Source organism: Caulobacter sp. 1776, from assembly GCF_040545685.1.
Classification (GTDB): domain Bacteria; phylum Pseudomonadota; class Alphaproteobacteria; order Caulobacterales; family Caulobacteraceae; genus Caulobacter.
The window spans coordinates 182015-196166 of record NZ_JBEPMI010000006.1 but is presented as its reverse complement, the minus strand read 5'-3'; the positions used below and the strand labels follow the sequence as shown (position 1 = coordinate 196166).

Genomic DNA, 14152 nt, shown 5'->3' with positions numbered 1-14152 from the left:
CATCGAGGAGACCGACATGGCCGACCAACCGAACACCGACGGCCGCGAGGCCAACGAAGCCGAACCGCTGGGCGACTTCACGGCGCTCGGCGGCAAGAAGGCGGTCGAAAAGACCGGCGAGGAATCCCGCAAGCGCGCGGGCCCCGACGGCGGCGACGCCAAGGCCGTCGGCGACACCTTCAAGCGCTCCAGCACGCCCTAGCGCCGCGATTGCGAAGCGCGACGGAACACCGCTAGACTCGAACGACCGTTCCACCTCGTTCGAGAGACGCCATGACGACCGCTGAGCCGCTCCCTGGCGTCGAAATCTGGCGCGCCATTCTTGCCTTAGGAAAGCCGCGCCATGACGACCGCTGAGGTTTTCCCTGGCGTCGAGATCTGGCGCGGCGGCGTCAATACCTGGGACTGCGACGAGATGGGGCACATGAACGTGCGCCACTACGTCGTCCGCGCCCAGGAGGGCCTGGTCGGCCTCGCCGCCGAGCTCGGCCTGCCCCACGCCTTCTCGCCCTACGCCAACGCCACCCTGTTGGTGAAGGAGCACCACATCCGCTTCCTGCGCGAAGCCCAGGCCGGCGCGCCGCTCTCCATGCTGGGCGGCGTGATCGCGATGGGCGAGTGCGACGCCACGCTGCTGCAGCTGCTGGTCCATCCGGCCACAGGCGAGCTGGCCGCCACCTTCCAGACCACCGTGGTCCACGCCACCCCGCGCGAGGGCGAGCCGTTCCCCTGGCCCAGGATCGCCCGCGAGCGCGCCGAGGCCCTGAAGGTCGCGGTTCCAGAAAAGGCCCAGGCCCGCAGCCTCGACCTGTCGCCGTTCGAGCCCACCGCCAGCCTGGCGCGCGCCGACGACCTGAACCTGACCCGCATCGGCCTGGGCGGCCTGCTGCCGTCCGACTGCGACGTGTTCGGCCGGATGCGGGCCGAGCAGTTCATCGGCCGCGTCTCCGACGGGATCGGCGCGTTCATCCACCCGTTCCGCGACGTGGTGGTCGAGCACGCCGAGCCCAGACCCGCCCGCACGGGCGGCGCGGTTCTCGAATACCGCATCGCCTATCTGGCCTGGCCCGGGGCCGGCGACCGGCTCGAGATCCGCTCGGGCCTGATCGGGACCGACGCCCGCACCATGCGCGTGGCCCACTGGATGCTCGACCCCGCCACCGGCCGGCCGTGGGCGACCTCGGAGGCCATAGCCATCACCTTCGATCTCGACGCCCGCAAGGTCGTGCCGATCAGCGACACGGCGCGAAAGGCCTTGGCGGCGAATGAAGTGAAGGGGCTGGCGCTCTAGGCCGTCGCCAGGTCGAACAAGGCGTCGCGCACCACGTCCGGCCGTTCCATCGGCAGGAAGTGGCTGGTTCCGGGCACGGTCTCGATCCGCACATCGCGCCCACGTCGCGCGAAGCCGTCGCCCGCGTGGCAGGTCGAGTGCTTCTCGGCCTTCAGGATCCGCACGGGCGCCTGGACCTGGCGCACCGCCCGCCAGGGATCATGGGCCTGGGCCGCGTAGTTGGAGGCCTCCCAGGCCGGGGCGCAGGCCAGCTCGACCTTGCCGTCGTCGCGCTCGTGAAAGCCGCCGGCGACATAGTCGGCCAGCATGGTTTCGGGCCAGGTCTTGAAGGCCCCGCGCCCCTTGTAGCCGGCGAACACCGCCTCGCGGCTGTCGAACACCGCCCGCCGGCGCAGGGCCGACCGGACTATGGGCATGTGCTTCCATAGTCGTCCCGAGGTCCAGGGCGCCCGGGCGTAGAGCGTGGCCAGCCACGGCATGATCACCGGGTCCAGCAGTAGCAAGCCCTTGACCCGGCCCGGCTGCTCGGCGGCGGCCAGCAGGCTGACGGTGCCGCCCATCGAGTGTCCGGCCAGCACGACCGGCGGGCCGTCCAAAGCGTCCAGCAGGCCGACCAGATCGTCGCGCAGATCGCGCCACGAGCGGCGACCGTCGGGATCGGCGGGCAGGGTCGTCTCGCCATGGCCGCGCTGGTCGATGGCCAGGATCCGCAGGCCCGCCGCCAGCGGCGAGAGCAACACGCGGTAGGTCTGGGCGTTGAAGCCGTTGGCGTGGACGAAGACCACGTCGAGCGGCCGGTCCCGCGGGCCGAACTCCAGCGCCGCGATCTGGCCGCCGGCCACCGCCACGGCGCGCTTGCGGGGTTCGCGAAAGACGGCCGCGTCCATCGGCGTGGCTCCTTGGGACTGATGGGCGTTAAGGTAGGCGCGCAACGACCGCCCGTCCATGGAGCCCTTATATGAAAGAGATGGGATGAATAAGCTCGCCACCATCGGGTACGAGACCGACACCCAAGGCGGCATGATCGGCCGCCTGAAGGCCGCCGAGGTCGAGCTGGTCGTCGACGTCCGCGCCGTGGCCAGCTCGCGCAAGGCCGGCTTCTCCAAGACCCTGCTGGGAAACAGCCTAAAGGCCGAGGGCATCGACTATCTGCATCTGCGGCCGCTGGGCACGCCCAAGGCCGGGCGCGACGCCGCGCGGGCCGGGCGCACCGACGAGATGCGCCGGATCTTCAACGCCCATCTGGAAGAGCCCGAGGCCCAGCTGGCTCTGGCCCAGGCGACCGCCCTGGCCAAGGACAAGCGCATCGCCCTGCTCTGCTACGAGGACGATCCCAACTGCTGCCACCGCCAGATCGTCGCCGACCGCATTCGCCAGACACTGAAGTGCGAAGTGGTGGATCTGTAGGGGACGGCTCCAACTTCCCGCCCAGGGGCAGCCTCACTGCCGGTGCCCCTGGGTCCCGGACGCCCTCTTCGAGGCTTCCGGGACGACACGGTTTTGGGCGGACTTCAGCCCCGCGGCGCCTCGCCAATCGCGTCGTAGTGCCGGACGGTCGGCTCCATCTCCAGCAGGTAATCGGCGTCGAAGTCGTAGTACTTGGCCTTCTGGACCTCGTCGCCGGCGAACGCGCGGATGACGTCGAGACTGGTCCAGAAGGTCAGCATCTCGACGTGGACGATATCGCCATCAGGACGACTTAGGGCCCAGGCGCCGAGATTGCCGGGCGTCTTCCGATAGTCGGGGATGGCCACGTCGCGCATCAGGTCCAGATAGGCGGCGGCCTTGGCGGCCGGCACGCGGCCATGCCAGTTGCGGATGATCATCGAAACCTCCCGAAAGCGCGCCGAACCGTCCCGGCGCGCTTCCGAGAGATGGGTCAGGCCTGGGTCAGTTGCCACTCGCCGCGATTGTCCTTGCAGGCGCTGTAGCGTTGGTTGGACGCGCCCTGACCGCCGCCGGCGACCGAAGCGTCGATCACCCGGCAGCTGGCGACCGTCTGGCCGTAGGGGCGGACCAGCGAGGCGGCGGCATAGCCGACGCCGACGCCGTTGCGGCCCACCAGCACCCAGCCGCCGGTCGGGACGACGCCCAGGGCGTCGAAGCTCTCGCCCGCCGCGAGCTTGCCGACCACCTTGGCCTTGGTCGAGGGACCGCCGCGCAGGTTGGTCGTGGAATTGGCGACATAGGCGCCGCCGGCGGCCTCGTAGCTGGACAGGCTCTGCACGCCCGCGCCATAGCGCAGGTTGCGGCCGTCGATCGGCGGGCCGTAGCTGGACGAGACCACGTTGATGCGGCCCGAATTGCCGGTGCGGCTGTTGCTCCAGGTCTGGGCCACGCCGGTTTCCAGGGCCTTCTTGGTGGCCTGTTCGGCCAGGGCCGCGTCGGTCGACTGCATGCGGCAGCCGATATAGCCGCCCGCCGCCGCGCCGGCGGCCGCGCCGACCAATGTGCCGAGGGTCTTGTTCTTCTTCGAGACCTTATTGCCCAGCAGCGCGCCGGCGGCCGCGCCGATCAGGGCGCCGCCCTCCTGCTTGCCGCCCGAGCCTTCGCAGGCGAACAGGCCGCTCAGACCCTTCGACTGCGCCAACGCCGGAACGGGGACGGCGACCAGGCTCGAGCCCATCACGGCGGCGAGCGCCAGGGCGGCGCCGGTCTTGTTCAAGGAAGCCTTGCTGGTGGTCATGTCTTTACCCTCTTCCGTCAGGTCAATGTTGTCGTCGCCCCCCGTCCGACCGATAGTCGGTGATCAACGATAAGGGAGGCTGGGCATGAGCGGCCACGATCAGGCGGACTATAGCTGTTTCAAGGTCGAGATCGAGGCTGGTGTCGCGCATATCCAGTTGAAGCGGCCCGAAGCCATGAACACCATGACACGGCCGTTCTGGAACGAGCTTCCCTCAATTGTAAAACATATTGACGACAATGCGCTGGCCCGCTGCATCGTCATCACCTCGACCGGCAAGCACTTCAGCGCCGGCATGGATCTATCGGTATTCACCGACGGCGAGGGCGTCACCGCGCCCCGCGACGGCGACCGTTGGGTGGCGGCCGAGAGCTTTCGCCGCTTCGTGCATCACCTGCAGGAGACGTTCAGCTGCCTGGACAGGGCCCGCATGCCGGTGATCGTCGCCATCCAGGGCGGCTGCATCGGCGGGGCGGTCGATTTCGTCAGCGCCTGCGACATCCGCTACGCCAGCGCCGACGCCTTCTTCCAGATCCAGGAGATCAACATCGGCATGACCGCCGACGTCGGCACCTTCCCGCGCCTGTGCAAGCTGATCCCCGAGGGCTGGGTGCGCGAGCTGGCCTATACCGGCCGCCGCCTGCCGGCCCAGCGCGCCAAGGAGATCGGCCTGGTCAACGAGATCTTCGACACCCCCGAGGCCCTGGTCGAGCACGCCCTGGCCACCGCCCGCGAGATCGCCGAGAAGTCACCCCTGGCCGTGGCCGGCAGCAAGGTGATGATCAACTACGCCCGCGACCATTCGATCGCCGACGCCCTCGATTACATCGCCACCTGGCAGACCGGCATGTTCTCGGGCCCGCACATGGCCGAGGCCTTCACGGCGAAGGCGCAGAAGCGGGCCGCGGCGTATCCGGATTTGTTGCCGCTGAAGAAGAAGATGTGAGGGCGTGAAAACTTGAGATCTTTGCGCGAGTGCTCAGGCCTTTCGAAATGTCGCACCGTCGACCACATGGCGTACCATGGCCCCGCCTCCGCCAGAGACGACAGTGGTTATTATCTGCTTCGGCACAGCGAGAAGTCGACCTTCCAGGTATTCAGTTACCGTCCAATCGGGCCTCCGCTCTCGAATTTCGGCGAATAGGGCTTGCGCAAAGAAGACTAGGCTAGCCACTGGGATGTTGCGACCACCCTTATCCTCAAAGATATATCGCCACTCGACAAAGGCAGCGCTTATTTGGGGAAGAATACGCTGCAACTCGCCCGCACCTTCGCCAGAGAATTTCACGAAGCGATTTTCGACGGATTTTATAGTCGCCTGCTTTAGCTTAGCGAACAACACGTTTAGCCTGTGCCCCTGAATAGCACTTCCCGTATCTAGAACCATCAAGGCCTTGAGATAGAGCTCAGCCGCCATGGCATAGCAGGCAATCATGGGTGAGTTCGGCGATACCGTGATGCCCTGTGGGTCAATGACCGGCTCGGCACATCGGATCGCGCCCTCGTGGAAGCTGAATCCGGTTTGAAACATTTGCCGCTCAGCCGGCTGATTGCCGTTGGCAACGTTGATTTTCAAATTTTGCGGCATCCGCTTTCACCTACTTGTAAGTGAACCCCATCGGCGCATCCGCCGCCGGCAGGCAGCTGCGATCCACCGGCTGGGTCGGGTCCTGGAAGAAGCTCCGGATTATCTTGCGAGCGCACGGGCTGTTGCGCGACACGCCGTGGGTGGCGTTGGTGACGATGACCACCTGCGAGCCCTGGTAGCCCTTGGCCGCGGCGCGGGTCAGGTCCGGCGGGCAGCCGGGGTCGATCTCGGCGGCCAGGAACAGGGTCGGAATGGCGGTCTTCACCGGCGCCTGCTCGACCTTGGAGATCGGGCCGACGTCGATGGCGGCGCAGACGTCGTGGATGCGCTGCATCGACACGACCATTAGCCGGGCGACCGGATCGGTCTCCGTGCCCGTGGCGACGGCGGACCTATCCTCGAACGGGATCTCCTCCTTGCACAGGTGGGTCATGAACTGGCCCTCGCTGTAGTAGTCGCGGCTCTCGACGAAGGCGGCGACCGGCGCGACCTCGCCCTGGATGATCTTCCACAGATCGCGCGGCAGGACTCCAGCGGTGAAGTAGCTGGCGTCCATCAGGTAGCCGCCCAGGTCGTCGGCCGTGTAGGTCTTGCCGCCGATGGTCTGGGGCCCAGCCAACCAGCGCGCGGCGACCCCGGCCAGCTTGGCCTTCAGGTCCGGATAGCGCTTGGCGCACTCGGCGACGACCGCGCACTTGGCCATGACGATGTCGATCGAGTTGGAGACCATGGCCGGGCCGCCGACCGTCCAGTCGGCCTCGGGCGGCCAGGGCGAGTCCTGGACCACTGCGCGGACGCCCTGGGGCGCATGGGTCTGGATGGCCGCCTCGATCCGCGTGCCGTAAGAGCCGCCGAACAGGTCGATCAGCGGCAGCTTCAGCACCTTGCGCAGGTCCTGGACGTCCTGGGCCACCTCGACGGCGTTGTAGCGCGACAGGTTCACGCCCTTGGCCTGGAAGGCCTTCAGACAGGCGACGATCGCCCGCGCGTCCTTTTCGGACGGCGGACCGGCGTCGGTCAGGTTGGCGCCGGGGCAGTCCAGGTTCGGCTCCGACTGGCCGCCGCCGCGCTGGTCCAGATAGATCCAGTCCTGGTCGGCGGCGACGAACTCGCGCAGGGCCTTGCTCTTCAACGTGCGCGGCAGGCCGGCCAGGGCCGAGCCGCCAGGGCCGCCGTGCAGAAAGACCACCGGCGGCAGGCCGGCCTTGGGCTGGGCCGCGTGGACGATGGCCACCGCCACCTTGATCCGCCGGCTCTTCGGATCGCCCCGCGTCTCGTCGACGACCAGATTCCCGCACTCGACCTTCAGGTCGACGCCCTTGTAGTCGCCGGCGCAGGCCGTCCGCTTGAACTGGGGCGCGGCCGCGTGCGCCGCCCCGCCGAGGGACGACAGGGTCAGCGCGCCTAAGGCGGCGGCGATCCAGGACAGGCGCGACATCGAAAGCTCCAGCGGTTTTTCGTGCATCAACACCAAGGTTAATGCTCACCGCAAGGCTTCCGTCCGGGAAGACGTGTTCAGGTCGCCAGGGACGCCGGCATTTCCGCGCCCGTGAGGTCGGCGCCGTCCAGCTTGGCGCGGACCAGGTCGGCTTCGATGAACCGGGCGCGGGGAGCGCTGGCGCCCTTCAGATTGGCCCCGCGCAGCACCGCGCGCGTCAGGTCGGTACGGATGATCCGATCCTCGGCGATCTTCAGCGGCCCCAGCTTGGCGCCCGAGAGATCGGCGCGGGCCAGCTGGGCGTCGACCAGCCGGGCGCCGCGCAGGTCCGCGCCCTTCAGCTTGGCCCCACGCAGGTCCGCGCCCGCGAGGTTGGCGCCCTGCAGTTGCACGCCTTCCAGGTCCATGCCGAAGAACACCCCCTTGGGGGCGGACAATCCGCTGAGGCGGCGGTTCTTCAGGCGTTTGAGCGGGCGGAAGTCGACGTCGGTCAGGTTGCCGACCTTGCCGTCGCGGCCGTCGGTCTTGCAGAACAGCTCGTGCGCCTCCAGCACCTCGTTCAGGGGCTGGTCGTCGACATAGATGATCGGCGGCGGCGCGCGCAGCACCTCGGTCAGGTCGGCGTCGGACAGGTCGGCGCCGCTGATGTCGACGCCCACCATCACCGCCCGCCGCAGCGAGACGTGGGACATCTCGGCGTTGTGCAGATTGGCGCCCGACAGATTGGCCCCGTCCATCAGGGCGTTGGTCAGCTTGGCCCCCTGCAGGGTGACGTTCGAGAGGTCGGCGTCGGTGAAGTCGGCCTGGCGCGCGAACGCGCCGGACATCTGGGCGCCGTTGAGATTGGCCCCGTTCAGCATGGCGTAGTCCAACTCGCCCGGCCGCTTGGAATGTTCGAGGATCCGCAGACCCTTCTCGTCGTCCTGCACGGCGGTGACGCCCTCGCGCAGGTCGCAGTTGGCCAGGTTCGCCCCGCCCAGGTTCGCGCCGCGCAGGCAGGCTCCGCGCATGTCGCAGCGGGAAAGATCGGCGTCGCGCAGGTCGGAGTCGCGCAGGTCCGTCCCGTACAGGGTGGCGCGGGTCAGCTTGGCGCCGCGCAGCGAGGCCCCGCCCAGCAGGCTCCCGGTCAGGTCGGCCTCGGAGAGATCGACGCCGTCCAGCTCGTAGTTGTTCAGATTCAGATATTGCAGCACCGCCCGCCGGCCCTTCGGAAGGCCCTTCAGATAACGCGCATGCGCCTCGACCGCCTCGCGCACCACGGAGGCGTGCAGCGTTCGGATCAGGCTCGGGCGTGAAGACGCGGCGGCGGGCATGGGCGGCGGAAGACGCTCTGGCGGTAAGCGGAATGGGAACGGCCTCCACCGTGCCAGATCAGCTTTAAGCAATCGTTCAGACCGCGACCGAAAGTCGCGGGCTACAGCCAGCCCTTCTTGCGGAACCACAGCAGCGGCGCGACCGCGGCCAGGATCATCATGCCGATGGCCATCGGATAGCCTTCCATCCAGCGCAGCTCGGGCATGTGCTCGAAGTTCATGCCGTAGATCCCGGCCACCAGGGTCGGCGGCAGGAACATCACCGAGAACACCGAGAACACCTTGAAGATCGAGTTCTGCTCGATGTTGATCAGGCCCAGGGCCGCGTCGAGCAGGAAGGTGATGTTGCCGGCCAGGTAGCTGGAATGGTCGGTGATCGACTGGACGTCGCGCTGCAGCGATTTCAGGTGGTCACGCAGCTCCTTCTCGCCGTCGAACTGGTCGGCCAGGGCCGCGAAGCTGAGCAGCCGGGCTAGGCTGACCAGGCTGTCGCGGGCCTTGGAATTGACGTTCTGGGCCCGGCCCAGCCGGTTCAGGATCTGCTCGAACGCCGCGCCGCGCGGCCGGCCGAAGATGGCGCGCGACTGCACCTCGACCTCGGCGGCGGTGCGCTCGAGGATGTCGGCGGTGCGGTCGACGATGGCGTCCAGCAGGCCCAGGAAGGTCTGCAGGCCGTTGGGGCACAGGCTGGGCTGGCGCTCGGCCTGGGCGGCGAACACCGAGAAGGCGCGCGGCTCGACATAGCGGATCGTGACCAGCCGCGCCCCGGCCAGGACGAAGGTGACGGGGGCGGCGGTCGGCAGGTCGCCGTCGGCGTTGACCAGCACCGTGGCGGTCATGAACGTGCCGCCGTCCTCCTGGTAGAGACGCGAGGAGGCCTCGATCTCGGCCATTTCCTCGCGGGTGGGCAGCAGCAGGCCGATCGACTGCTCGACCGCGACTTCCTCGGCGCGGGTGGGGTCGACCAGCTCGATCCAGACAGCGTCGGCCGGCACGCGCCAGTCGGGCGACAAGCCGCCAGCTTCAAAGCCCGGAGCGCCGTGGCGGAGAATTCGCAGCATCGATGACCCTCGCTAGAGGCGGGTGTGCCCCGCTCCCAGCTTCAGGTCAACGCGCTCCAAATCAGCGGGGAGCGTTCTGCTTGTTGTTGGCGTCGTTCGAGGAGCCGTTGGCGGCGGCCTCGATCAGGGCGGCGATACGATCGGTCGAATCGGCGGCCTGGCTGATGATGTCCAGCGGCGACGAACGCACCGACGAGGCCACCTGGTTGGCGGCCTGCTTGGCGGCCGAGACCACGGCGTTCTGGGCCATGGCGATCTTGCTGGTGGCCATGGCGATCTTCATCGCCTGGGCGTCTTGATAGATGAAGCCGTTGGTCGGATAGACGCTGGAGCCCAGATCGCGGATCGGGTCGTACCAGACCTTGACCTGCGTCCAGTCGCCTTCGGGCGAGACGTCGACAACGGTGACGTCCTTTTCGATCTGGCCGCGATCGCCTTCGATGATCGACCAGTTGGCGTGGGTGACCTGGATGACCCGGTCGGTGAGCACCTGGCTGACGAAGGCCACGTGGCCGAGGTTCATGCGGGCGGTGGGCTTGAAGGAGAGAACCGAGCCGATCTTCGGGACCGAGCCCGTGTCGTACTTGCCGGCGGCTTGCGACCACCACGTGCGGGCGTCGCCGAAAATCTGAATGCCCGACATCAGACGGGCGAACGGCACACACTGCCAGTAGCCGTCAGCACTGGCCGTCACCGGCGCAAAGCTGATCATGGCGGCAGCGGCCAGGGAACCCAGAAGGGCCCTTGTCCGTTTCGTCATGCTGTGGGTACTCCCCCGCGTCACTGGGCTAAGGGATAACCCTGCCAGAGACGTGTGAAAAGAGTCTTTATGTCGCGGCCGTAATGGCCAAGCGGCGCCGCTCCCACGATTTCGCCCAAGATTTCATGCGTTCCCGACATGGGCTTTCTATGACGTGGAAGGATATCGCAGACAACGGGATCAGCGCCACGACAATCACGACCCAGATCAGCAGCGGCAACTTGTCCCCCTGGATATTGAACAGCTTGGCCGCGGCATTTATGGCCAGGATCTTCCATGGAATGCAGATCATATAGGTCGAATAACTGATCTCGCCGAGATAGACGAAAACCTTCTGTCCAGCAAACTCGAAACCAGCCGAGGCGAGGCTCGCGAGCATGAAAATCAGCCCCCCAAAAAGCATCACGATGACCGGATCCGGGGCCCCGAACTGCACGGCGGCAAGCGTGGCCATGCCCAAAAAAGCGGCGCCGTAGCCGCTGAGTCGGCTAGGGAATCGCCCCGAGCGCCACATCGCATGCAGGGCGCAACCGAACGCGAAGCACGGCACGATGCGCAAGGCGCCCCACTCGATGGTGGCGTCGGTCAGCGAAAAGCCGGCCAGGGCCTCGAACGCGGGATAGAGCGCGGCGATGAACGCCAGCGCGCCCAGCACCGCCGCGACGGGTCGCTCGCGCAGCTTCCAGGCGGCGAAGGCGAAGGCCGGGAAGGTCAGGTAGGCGAACCACTCGGCCGAGATCGACCACGAGGCGTGGTTCCAGCCCGACACCGGCGCGAAGCCCCAGGCATGGACCAGCAGCAGGTTCGCCGGCAGCGCCTTCCAGGCCAGGATGTTGGGATCGACCGTCAGCCCCGCCAGCGTGCCGGCGATGGCCATCGCCCCGACCCCGACCAGGGTCGCCAGATGCAGCGGATAGACCCGCGCCAGCCGGTTCCACAGGAAGTCGCCATAGCGGAACCGTCCCTCCCCGAAACCGCTCAGATAGACGTGGCACAGGATGAAGCCCGATAGCGTGAAGAACACCTCGACGCCCAGATAGCCCTTGGCCGCGATCGCCGGCGTGAAACCGACGTCCAGCTTGGGCCAGTAATGGAACAGCACCACCCAGAAGGCGGCGAAGAATCGAAGGGCGGTCAGGGGCTTGATATGCGCGCCGTCGGTCATGACGTCGTTCCTTAAGGGCCCGCCCTTCCATCCCCACGGTGGAAAGATCGGCGTTAACCGCCTATCTCGCATGTGATACATGTACGCATACGCGAAACGACGACTTGTCCGACAATCTTAGCGAGGACCGATGAACGAACTCCTTAGCCTCGTCGCCGACCCGGCCGCCTGGGCCGCCTTGGTGACTCTGGTGGTGATGGAAGTGGTTCTGGGGATCGACAACCTGGTCTTCATTTCGATCCTGTCGAACAAGCTGCCGCCCGAGAGCCGTCAGAAGGTGCGCCGCATCGGCATCTCGCTGGCGCTGATCATGCGCCTGGTCCTGCTGTCGACCATCGCCCTCATCGTCGGCCTGACCGCGCCAGTCTTCGACCTCGGCATAGTCGGCCCCGTCGGCGCGCACGGCGAGCCCGGCTTCGAGACCGCCTTCTCGTGGCGCGACCTGATCCTGATCGCCGGCGGCGTCTTCCTGATCTGGAAGGCGACCAAGGAAATCCACCACACGGTCGACCCCGGCAAGAGCGACGACGTGCTGGAGAAGGACAAGGCCACCGTCGTGATCTCCAACGTCGGCGCGGCGATCTTCCAGATCATCCTGCTGGACCTGGTGTTCTCGATCGACTCGATCCTGACCGCGGTCGGCATGACCGATCACCTGCCGATCATGGTCGCCGCCGTGATCATCGCCGTGGCCGCCATGCTGCTGGCCGCCGACCCGCTGGCCAACTTCATCAACGACAACCCGACCGTGGTCATGCTGGCCCTGGGCTTCCTGCTGATGATCGGCACGGTGCTGATCGCCGAGGGCTTCGGCGCCCACGTGCCGAAGGGCTACATCTATACCGCCATGGCCTTCTCGGCCGGGGTCGAGGGCCTGAACATGCTGGCCCGCAAACGGGGTCCGAAGAAGGACCACTAGGGCTACGTCCCGCGCCTCCCCCTCCCCGTGTCATCCCGGGAGCCTCGCGGAGGGCTATCCGGGATGACACGATGAGGAGGTTTCGAGGCGCCGCAAACGGCGACGAACCCCTACTTCCGGCGCCGGGAGCATGATAGGTCGACGATCCCGGCTATCACGCTCCCAAGGCCCTGATGACCCCCCAGACCTTTACCGACGCCGAGCGCCGCACGACCCTGGCGGCGCTGATGATCGTCTTTCTGCTCAGCGCGCTGGACCAGACGATCGTCTCCACCGCCATGCCGCGGATCATTTCCGAGCTGAACGGCCTGAACCTCTATGCGTGGGTGACGACGGCCTATCTGCTGACCTCGACGGTGATGGTGCCGATCTGGGGCAAGCTGGGCGACATCTTCGGCCGCAAGCCGGTGCTGATCGCCGGCATCACCATCTTCCTGGCCGGCTCGTGGCTGTCGGGCGTCGCCGGCGAGTTCGGGACCATCGTGGGCGTACCGGGCATGGTGCAGCTGATCGTGTTCCGCGCCCTGCAAGGCATTGGCGGCGGCGCGCTGTTCACCACCGCCTTCGCGATCATCGCCGACCTCTATCCGCCGCGCGAACGGGGCAAGTTCGCCGGCATGTTCGGCTCGGTGTTCGGCCTGGCCAGCGTGCTGGGCCCGATCATCGGCGGCTATTTCACCGACCACGGCACGGTGCAGATCGGGACCCACACGGTCGCCGGCTGGCGCTGGGTGTTCTACGTCAACCTGCCGCTCTCGCTGCTCTCGCTGTTCATGGTCGTCGTGAAGATGCCCAAGCTGGAGCACCGCCGCTCGGGCAAGATCGACTTCCTGGGCGCGGCCTTGCTGATCGCCGCCTTCGTGCCCTTGCTGCTGGCGCTAAGCCTGGGCGGGCACAATTTCGCTTGGCGCTCGCCGCAGAGCCTCTCGCTGTTCGCCCTGGCCGCCGTTTCGCTGGCCGCCTTCGTCTGGGTCGAGACCCAGGTCTCCAATCCGATCCTGCCGATGCACCTGTTCCGCAACCGGGTGTTCACCACCGCCAACCTGGCCGGCTTCCTGATCTCCATGGCCTTCATGGGCGTGGTGATGTTCCTGCCGCTGTTCCTGCAGCTGGGCCGGAGCGTGCCGGCCACGATCAGCGGCATGACCATGCTGCCGCTGATGGCCGGCCTGATCGTCGGCAGCACCGTCGCTGGCCAGCTGGTCAGCAAGACCGGCAAGTACAAGCCGTTCATGATCGCCGGCGCCGTGACGCTGCTGGTCGCCGTGTTCCTGCTGCATGACCTGTCGAAGATCCACGGGCTGGGCGTATTGTGCCTGCTGCTGGCCTTCGTGGGCCTGGGACTCGGCCCCGGCCAGAGCCTGTTCAATATCGCCACCCAGAACGCCGTCGACCCGCGCGATATCGGCGTGGCCACCAGCTCCAACCAGTTCTTCCGTCAGATCGGCTCGACGGTCGGCGCGGCCCTGGCCGGGACCCTGCTGACCGCGCGCCTGGCCAACCTGCCGGGCGGCGGGCTGGACCTGGGCAAGCTGGAAGGCATGGCCGTCAAGGCCGCCGCCACCGGCCAGACCGCGCACGCCGATCCGGTGCTGCAGGCCGCCCTGGTCGATGCGGTCAGCGGCGTGATGATGGCGGCGCTGTTCGTGATCGCCGCCGGCCTTCTGATGATCCTGCTGATCCCCGTCCTGCCGCTGCGCTCGCACCAGCCGGCGGCGGGCGCGCCGGTTTTGGACAAGGCCGAGCCGACGAACTGAGGTCCACAAACTCGGCAAAAATCTTCGCCTTCCTCGCCCTTGTGGCGAGGACCCATGGTTCAGCCAGGTTCAGTCTTTGATCTGCGCTCGCGGCCACGCCGACGTGCTCCGGCCCTCTTTCTGCCGGCGGAACGATGGGCCCCAGGCACAAGGCCTGGGGAGGCAAAGTTATTT

15 protein-coding genes are annotated in these 14152 nt (G+C 67.2%); 6 read left to right on the top strand and 9 right to left on the bottom strand.

Annotated features, from left to right (window positions below):
• Positions 1-16 precede the first annotated feature (16 nt).
• Positions 17-202: a hypothetical protein gene (locus tag ABIC66_RS17095; protein ID WP_354071489.1), complete on the top strand. Its 186-nt coding sequence runs from the start codon at positions 17-19 to the stop codon at positions 200-202.
• A gap of 141 nt (positions 203-343) precedes the next feature.
• The gene (locus tag ABIC66_RS17090) at positions 344-1291 is read left to right on the top strand and encodes a thioesterase family protein (RefSeq protein ID WP_354071487.1); all 948 of its coding nucleotides are present in this window, start codon (positions 344-346) and stop codon (positions 1289-1291) included.
• Here the strand turns inward: ABIC66_RS17090 and ABIC66_RS17085 are convergent.
• On the bottom strand, positions 1288-2178 hold the full coding sequence (locus ABIC66_RS17085) for an alpha/beta fold hydrolase (protein ID WP_354071485.1): 891 nt from the start codon (positions 2176-2178) through the stop codon (positions 1288-1290). The two genes, ABIC66_RS17090 and ABIC66_RS17085, sit on opposite strands and share 4 nt — an antisense overlap.
• An 85-nt stretch (positions 2179-2263) precedes the next feature.
• Between ABIC66_RS17085 and ABIC66_RS17080 the strand changes: the two genes are divergently transcribed.
• Positions 2264-2698 (top strand): DUF488 domain-containing protein, encoded by a 435-nt coding sequence (locus ABIC66_RS17080; protein WP_354071483.1) that lies wholly within the window; start codon positions 2264-2266, stop codon positions 2696-2698.
• Positions 2699-2802: 104 nt separating this feature from the next.
• Here the strand turns inward: ABIC66_RS17080 and ABIC66_RS17075 are convergent, their stop codons facing one another.
• Entirely contained in the window at positions 2803-3117 is a 315-nt protein-coding gene (locus tag ABIC66_RS17075; RefSeq protein WP_354071481.1) for an antibiotic biosynthesis monooxygenase, read from the bottom strand.
• A 53-nt stretch (positions 3118-3170) separates the two neighbouring features.
• Positions 3171-3977 (bottom strand): glycine zipper domain-containing protein, encoded by an 807-nt coding sequence (locus ABIC66_RS17070; protein ID WP_354071480.1) that lies wholly within the window; start codon positions 3975-3977, stop codon positions 3171-3173.
• Between the two features lie 85 nt (positions 3978-4062).
• Here ABIC66_RS17070 and ABIC66_RS17065 point away from each other — a divergent pair, with 85 nt between their 5' ends.
• Positions 4063-4923: a crotonase/enoyl-CoA hydratase family protein gene (locus tag ABIC66_RS17065; RefSeq protein ID WP_354071478.1), complete on the top strand. Its 861-nt coding sequence runs from the start codon at positions 4063-4065 to the stop codon at positions 4921-4923.
• A gap of 33 nt (positions 4924-4956) precedes the next feature.
• Here ABIC66_RS17065 and ABIC66_RS17060 read toward each other — a convergent pair whose 3' ends face one another.
• From ABIC66_RS17060 to ABIC66_RS17035, 6 genes are all read right to left on the bottom strand, one after another.
• The gene (locus tag ABIC66_RS17060) at positions 4957-5565 is read right to left on the bottom strand and encodes a HEPN domain-containing protein (protein ID WP_354071477.1); all 609 of its coding nucleotides are present in this window, start codon (positions 5563-5565) and stop codon (positions 4957-4959) included.
• A gap of 10 nt (positions 5566-5575) precedes the next feature.
• Positions 5576-7003, bottom strand: coding sequence for an alpha/beta hydrolase (locus tag ABIC66_RS17055; protein ID WP_354071475.1), 1428 nt, complete (start codon positions 7001-7003; stop codon positions 5576-5578).
• 77 nt (positions 7004-7080) lie between these two features.
• The gene (locus tag ABIC66_RS17050; RefSeq protein ID WP_354071474.1) at positions 7081-8316 is read right to left on the bottom strand and encodes a pentapeptide repeat-containing protein; all 1236 of its coding nucleotides are present in this window, start codon (positions 8314-8316) and stop codon (positions 7081-7083) included.
• A gap of 101 nt (positions 8317-8417) precedes the next feature.
• The gene (locus ABIC66_RS17045) at positions 8418-9377 is read right to left on the bottom strand and encodes a magnesium transporter CorA family protein (RefSeq protein ID WP_354071473.1); all 960 of its coding nucleotides are present in this window, start codon (positions 9375-9377) and stop codon (positions 8418-8420) included.
• Between the two features lie 61 nt (positions 9378-9438).
• Positions 9439-10137 (bottom strand): CHAP domain-containing protein, encoded by a 699-nt coding sequence (locus tag ABIC66_RS17040; protein WP_354071472.1) that lies wholly within the window; start codon positions 10135-10137, stop codon positions 9439-9441.
• A 67-nt stretch (positions 10138-10204) separates the two neighbouring features.
• A complete protein-coding gene (locus ABIC66_RS17035) occupies positions 10205-11302 on the bottom strand; it encodes an acyltransferase family protein (RefSeq protein WP_354071471.1) in 1098 nt (365 codons plus the stop codon).
• A 130-nt stretch (positions 11303-11432) separates the two neighbouring features.
• Here ABIC66_RS17035 and ABIC66_RS17030 point away from each other — a divergent pair, with 130 nt between their 5' ends.
• Both ABIC66_RS17030 and ABIC66_RS17025 read left to right on the top strand, forming a co-directional pair.
• The gene (locus ABIC66_RS17030; protein WP_354071470.1) at positions 11433-12221 is read left to right on the top strand and encodes a TerC family protein; all 789 of its coding nucleotides are present in this window, start codon (positions 11433-11435) and stop codon (positions 12219-12221) included.
• Between the two features lie 173 nt (positions 12222-12394).
• Positions 12395-13978 (top strand): MDR family MFS transporter, encoded by a 1584-nt coding sequence (locus ABIC66_RS17025; protein WP_354071469.1) that lies wholly within the window; start codon positions 12395-12397, stop codon positions 13976-13978.
• Positions 13979-14152 lie beyond the last annotated feature (174 nt).

What these genes read in the sequence shown, in the direction of transcription:
- ABIC66_RS17095 (WP_354071489.1), top strand. Translation starts at nt 17, where the DNA reads ATGGCCGACCAACCGAACACCGACGGCCGCGAGGCCAACGAAGCCGAA.
- ABIC66_RS17090 (WP_354071487.1), top strand. Translation starts at nt 344, where the DNA reads ATGACGACCGCTGAGGTTTTCCCTGGCGTCGAGATCTGGCGCGGCGGC.
- ABIC66_RS17085 (WP_354071485.1), bottom strand. Translation starts at nt 2,178, where the DNA reads ATGGACGCGGCCGTCTTTCGCGAACCCCGCAAGCGCGCCGTGGCGGTG.
- ABIC66_RS17080 (WP_354071483.1), top strand. Translation starts at nt 2,264, where the DNA reads ATGAATAAGCTCGCCACCATCGGGTACGAGACCGACACCCAAGGCGGC.
- ABIC66_RS17075 (WP_354071481.1), bottom strand. Translation starts at nt 3,117, where the DNA reads ATGATCATCCGCAACTGGCATGGCCGCGTGCCGGCCGCCAAGGCCGCC.
- ABIC66_RS17070 (WP_354071480.1), bottom strand. Translation starts at nt 3,977, where the DNA reads ATGACCACCAGCAAGGCTTCCTTGAACAAGACCGGCGCCGCCCTGGCG.
- ABIC66_RS17065 (WP_354071478.1), top strand. Translation starts at nt 4,063, where the DNA reads ATGAGCGGCCACGATCAGGCGGACTATAGCTGTTTCAAGGTCGAGATC.
- ABIC66_RS17060 (WP_354071477.1), bottom strand. Translation starts at nt 5,565, where the DNA reads ATGCCGCAAAATTTGAAAATCAACGTTGCCAACGGCAATCAGCCGGCT.
- ABIC66_RS17055 (WP_354071475.1), bottom strand. Translation starts at nt 7,003, where the DNA reads ATGTCGCGCCTGTCCTGGATCGCCGCCGCCTTAGGCGCGCTGACCCTG.
- ABIC66_RS17050 (WP_354071474.1), bottom strand. Translation starts at nt 8,316, where the DNA reads ATGCCCGCCGCCGCGTCTTCACGCCCGAGCCTGATCCGAACGCTGCAC.
- ABIC66_RS17045 (WP_354071473.1), bottom strand. Translation starts at nt 9,377, where the DNA reads ATGCTGCGAATTCTCCGCCACGGCGCTCCGGGCTTTGAAGCTGGCGGC.
- ABIC66_RS17040 (WP_354071472.1), bottom strand. Translation starts at nt 10,137, where the DNA reads ATGACGAAACGGACAAGGGCCCTTCTGGGTTCCCTGGCCGCTGCCGCC.
- ABIC66_RS17035 (WP_354071471.1), bottom strand. Translation starts at nt 11,302, where the DNA reads ATGACCGACGGCGCGCATATCAAGCCCCTGACCGCCCTTCGATTCTTC.
- ABIC66_RS17030 (WP_354071470.1), top strand. Translation starts at nt 11,433, where the DNA reads ATGAACGAACTCCTTAGCCTCGTCGCCGACCCGGCCGCCTGGGCCGCC.
- ABIC66_RS17025 (WP_354071469.1), top strand. Translation starts at nt 12,395, where the DNA reads ATGACCCCCCAGACCTTTACCGACGCCGAGCGCCGCACGACCCTGGCG.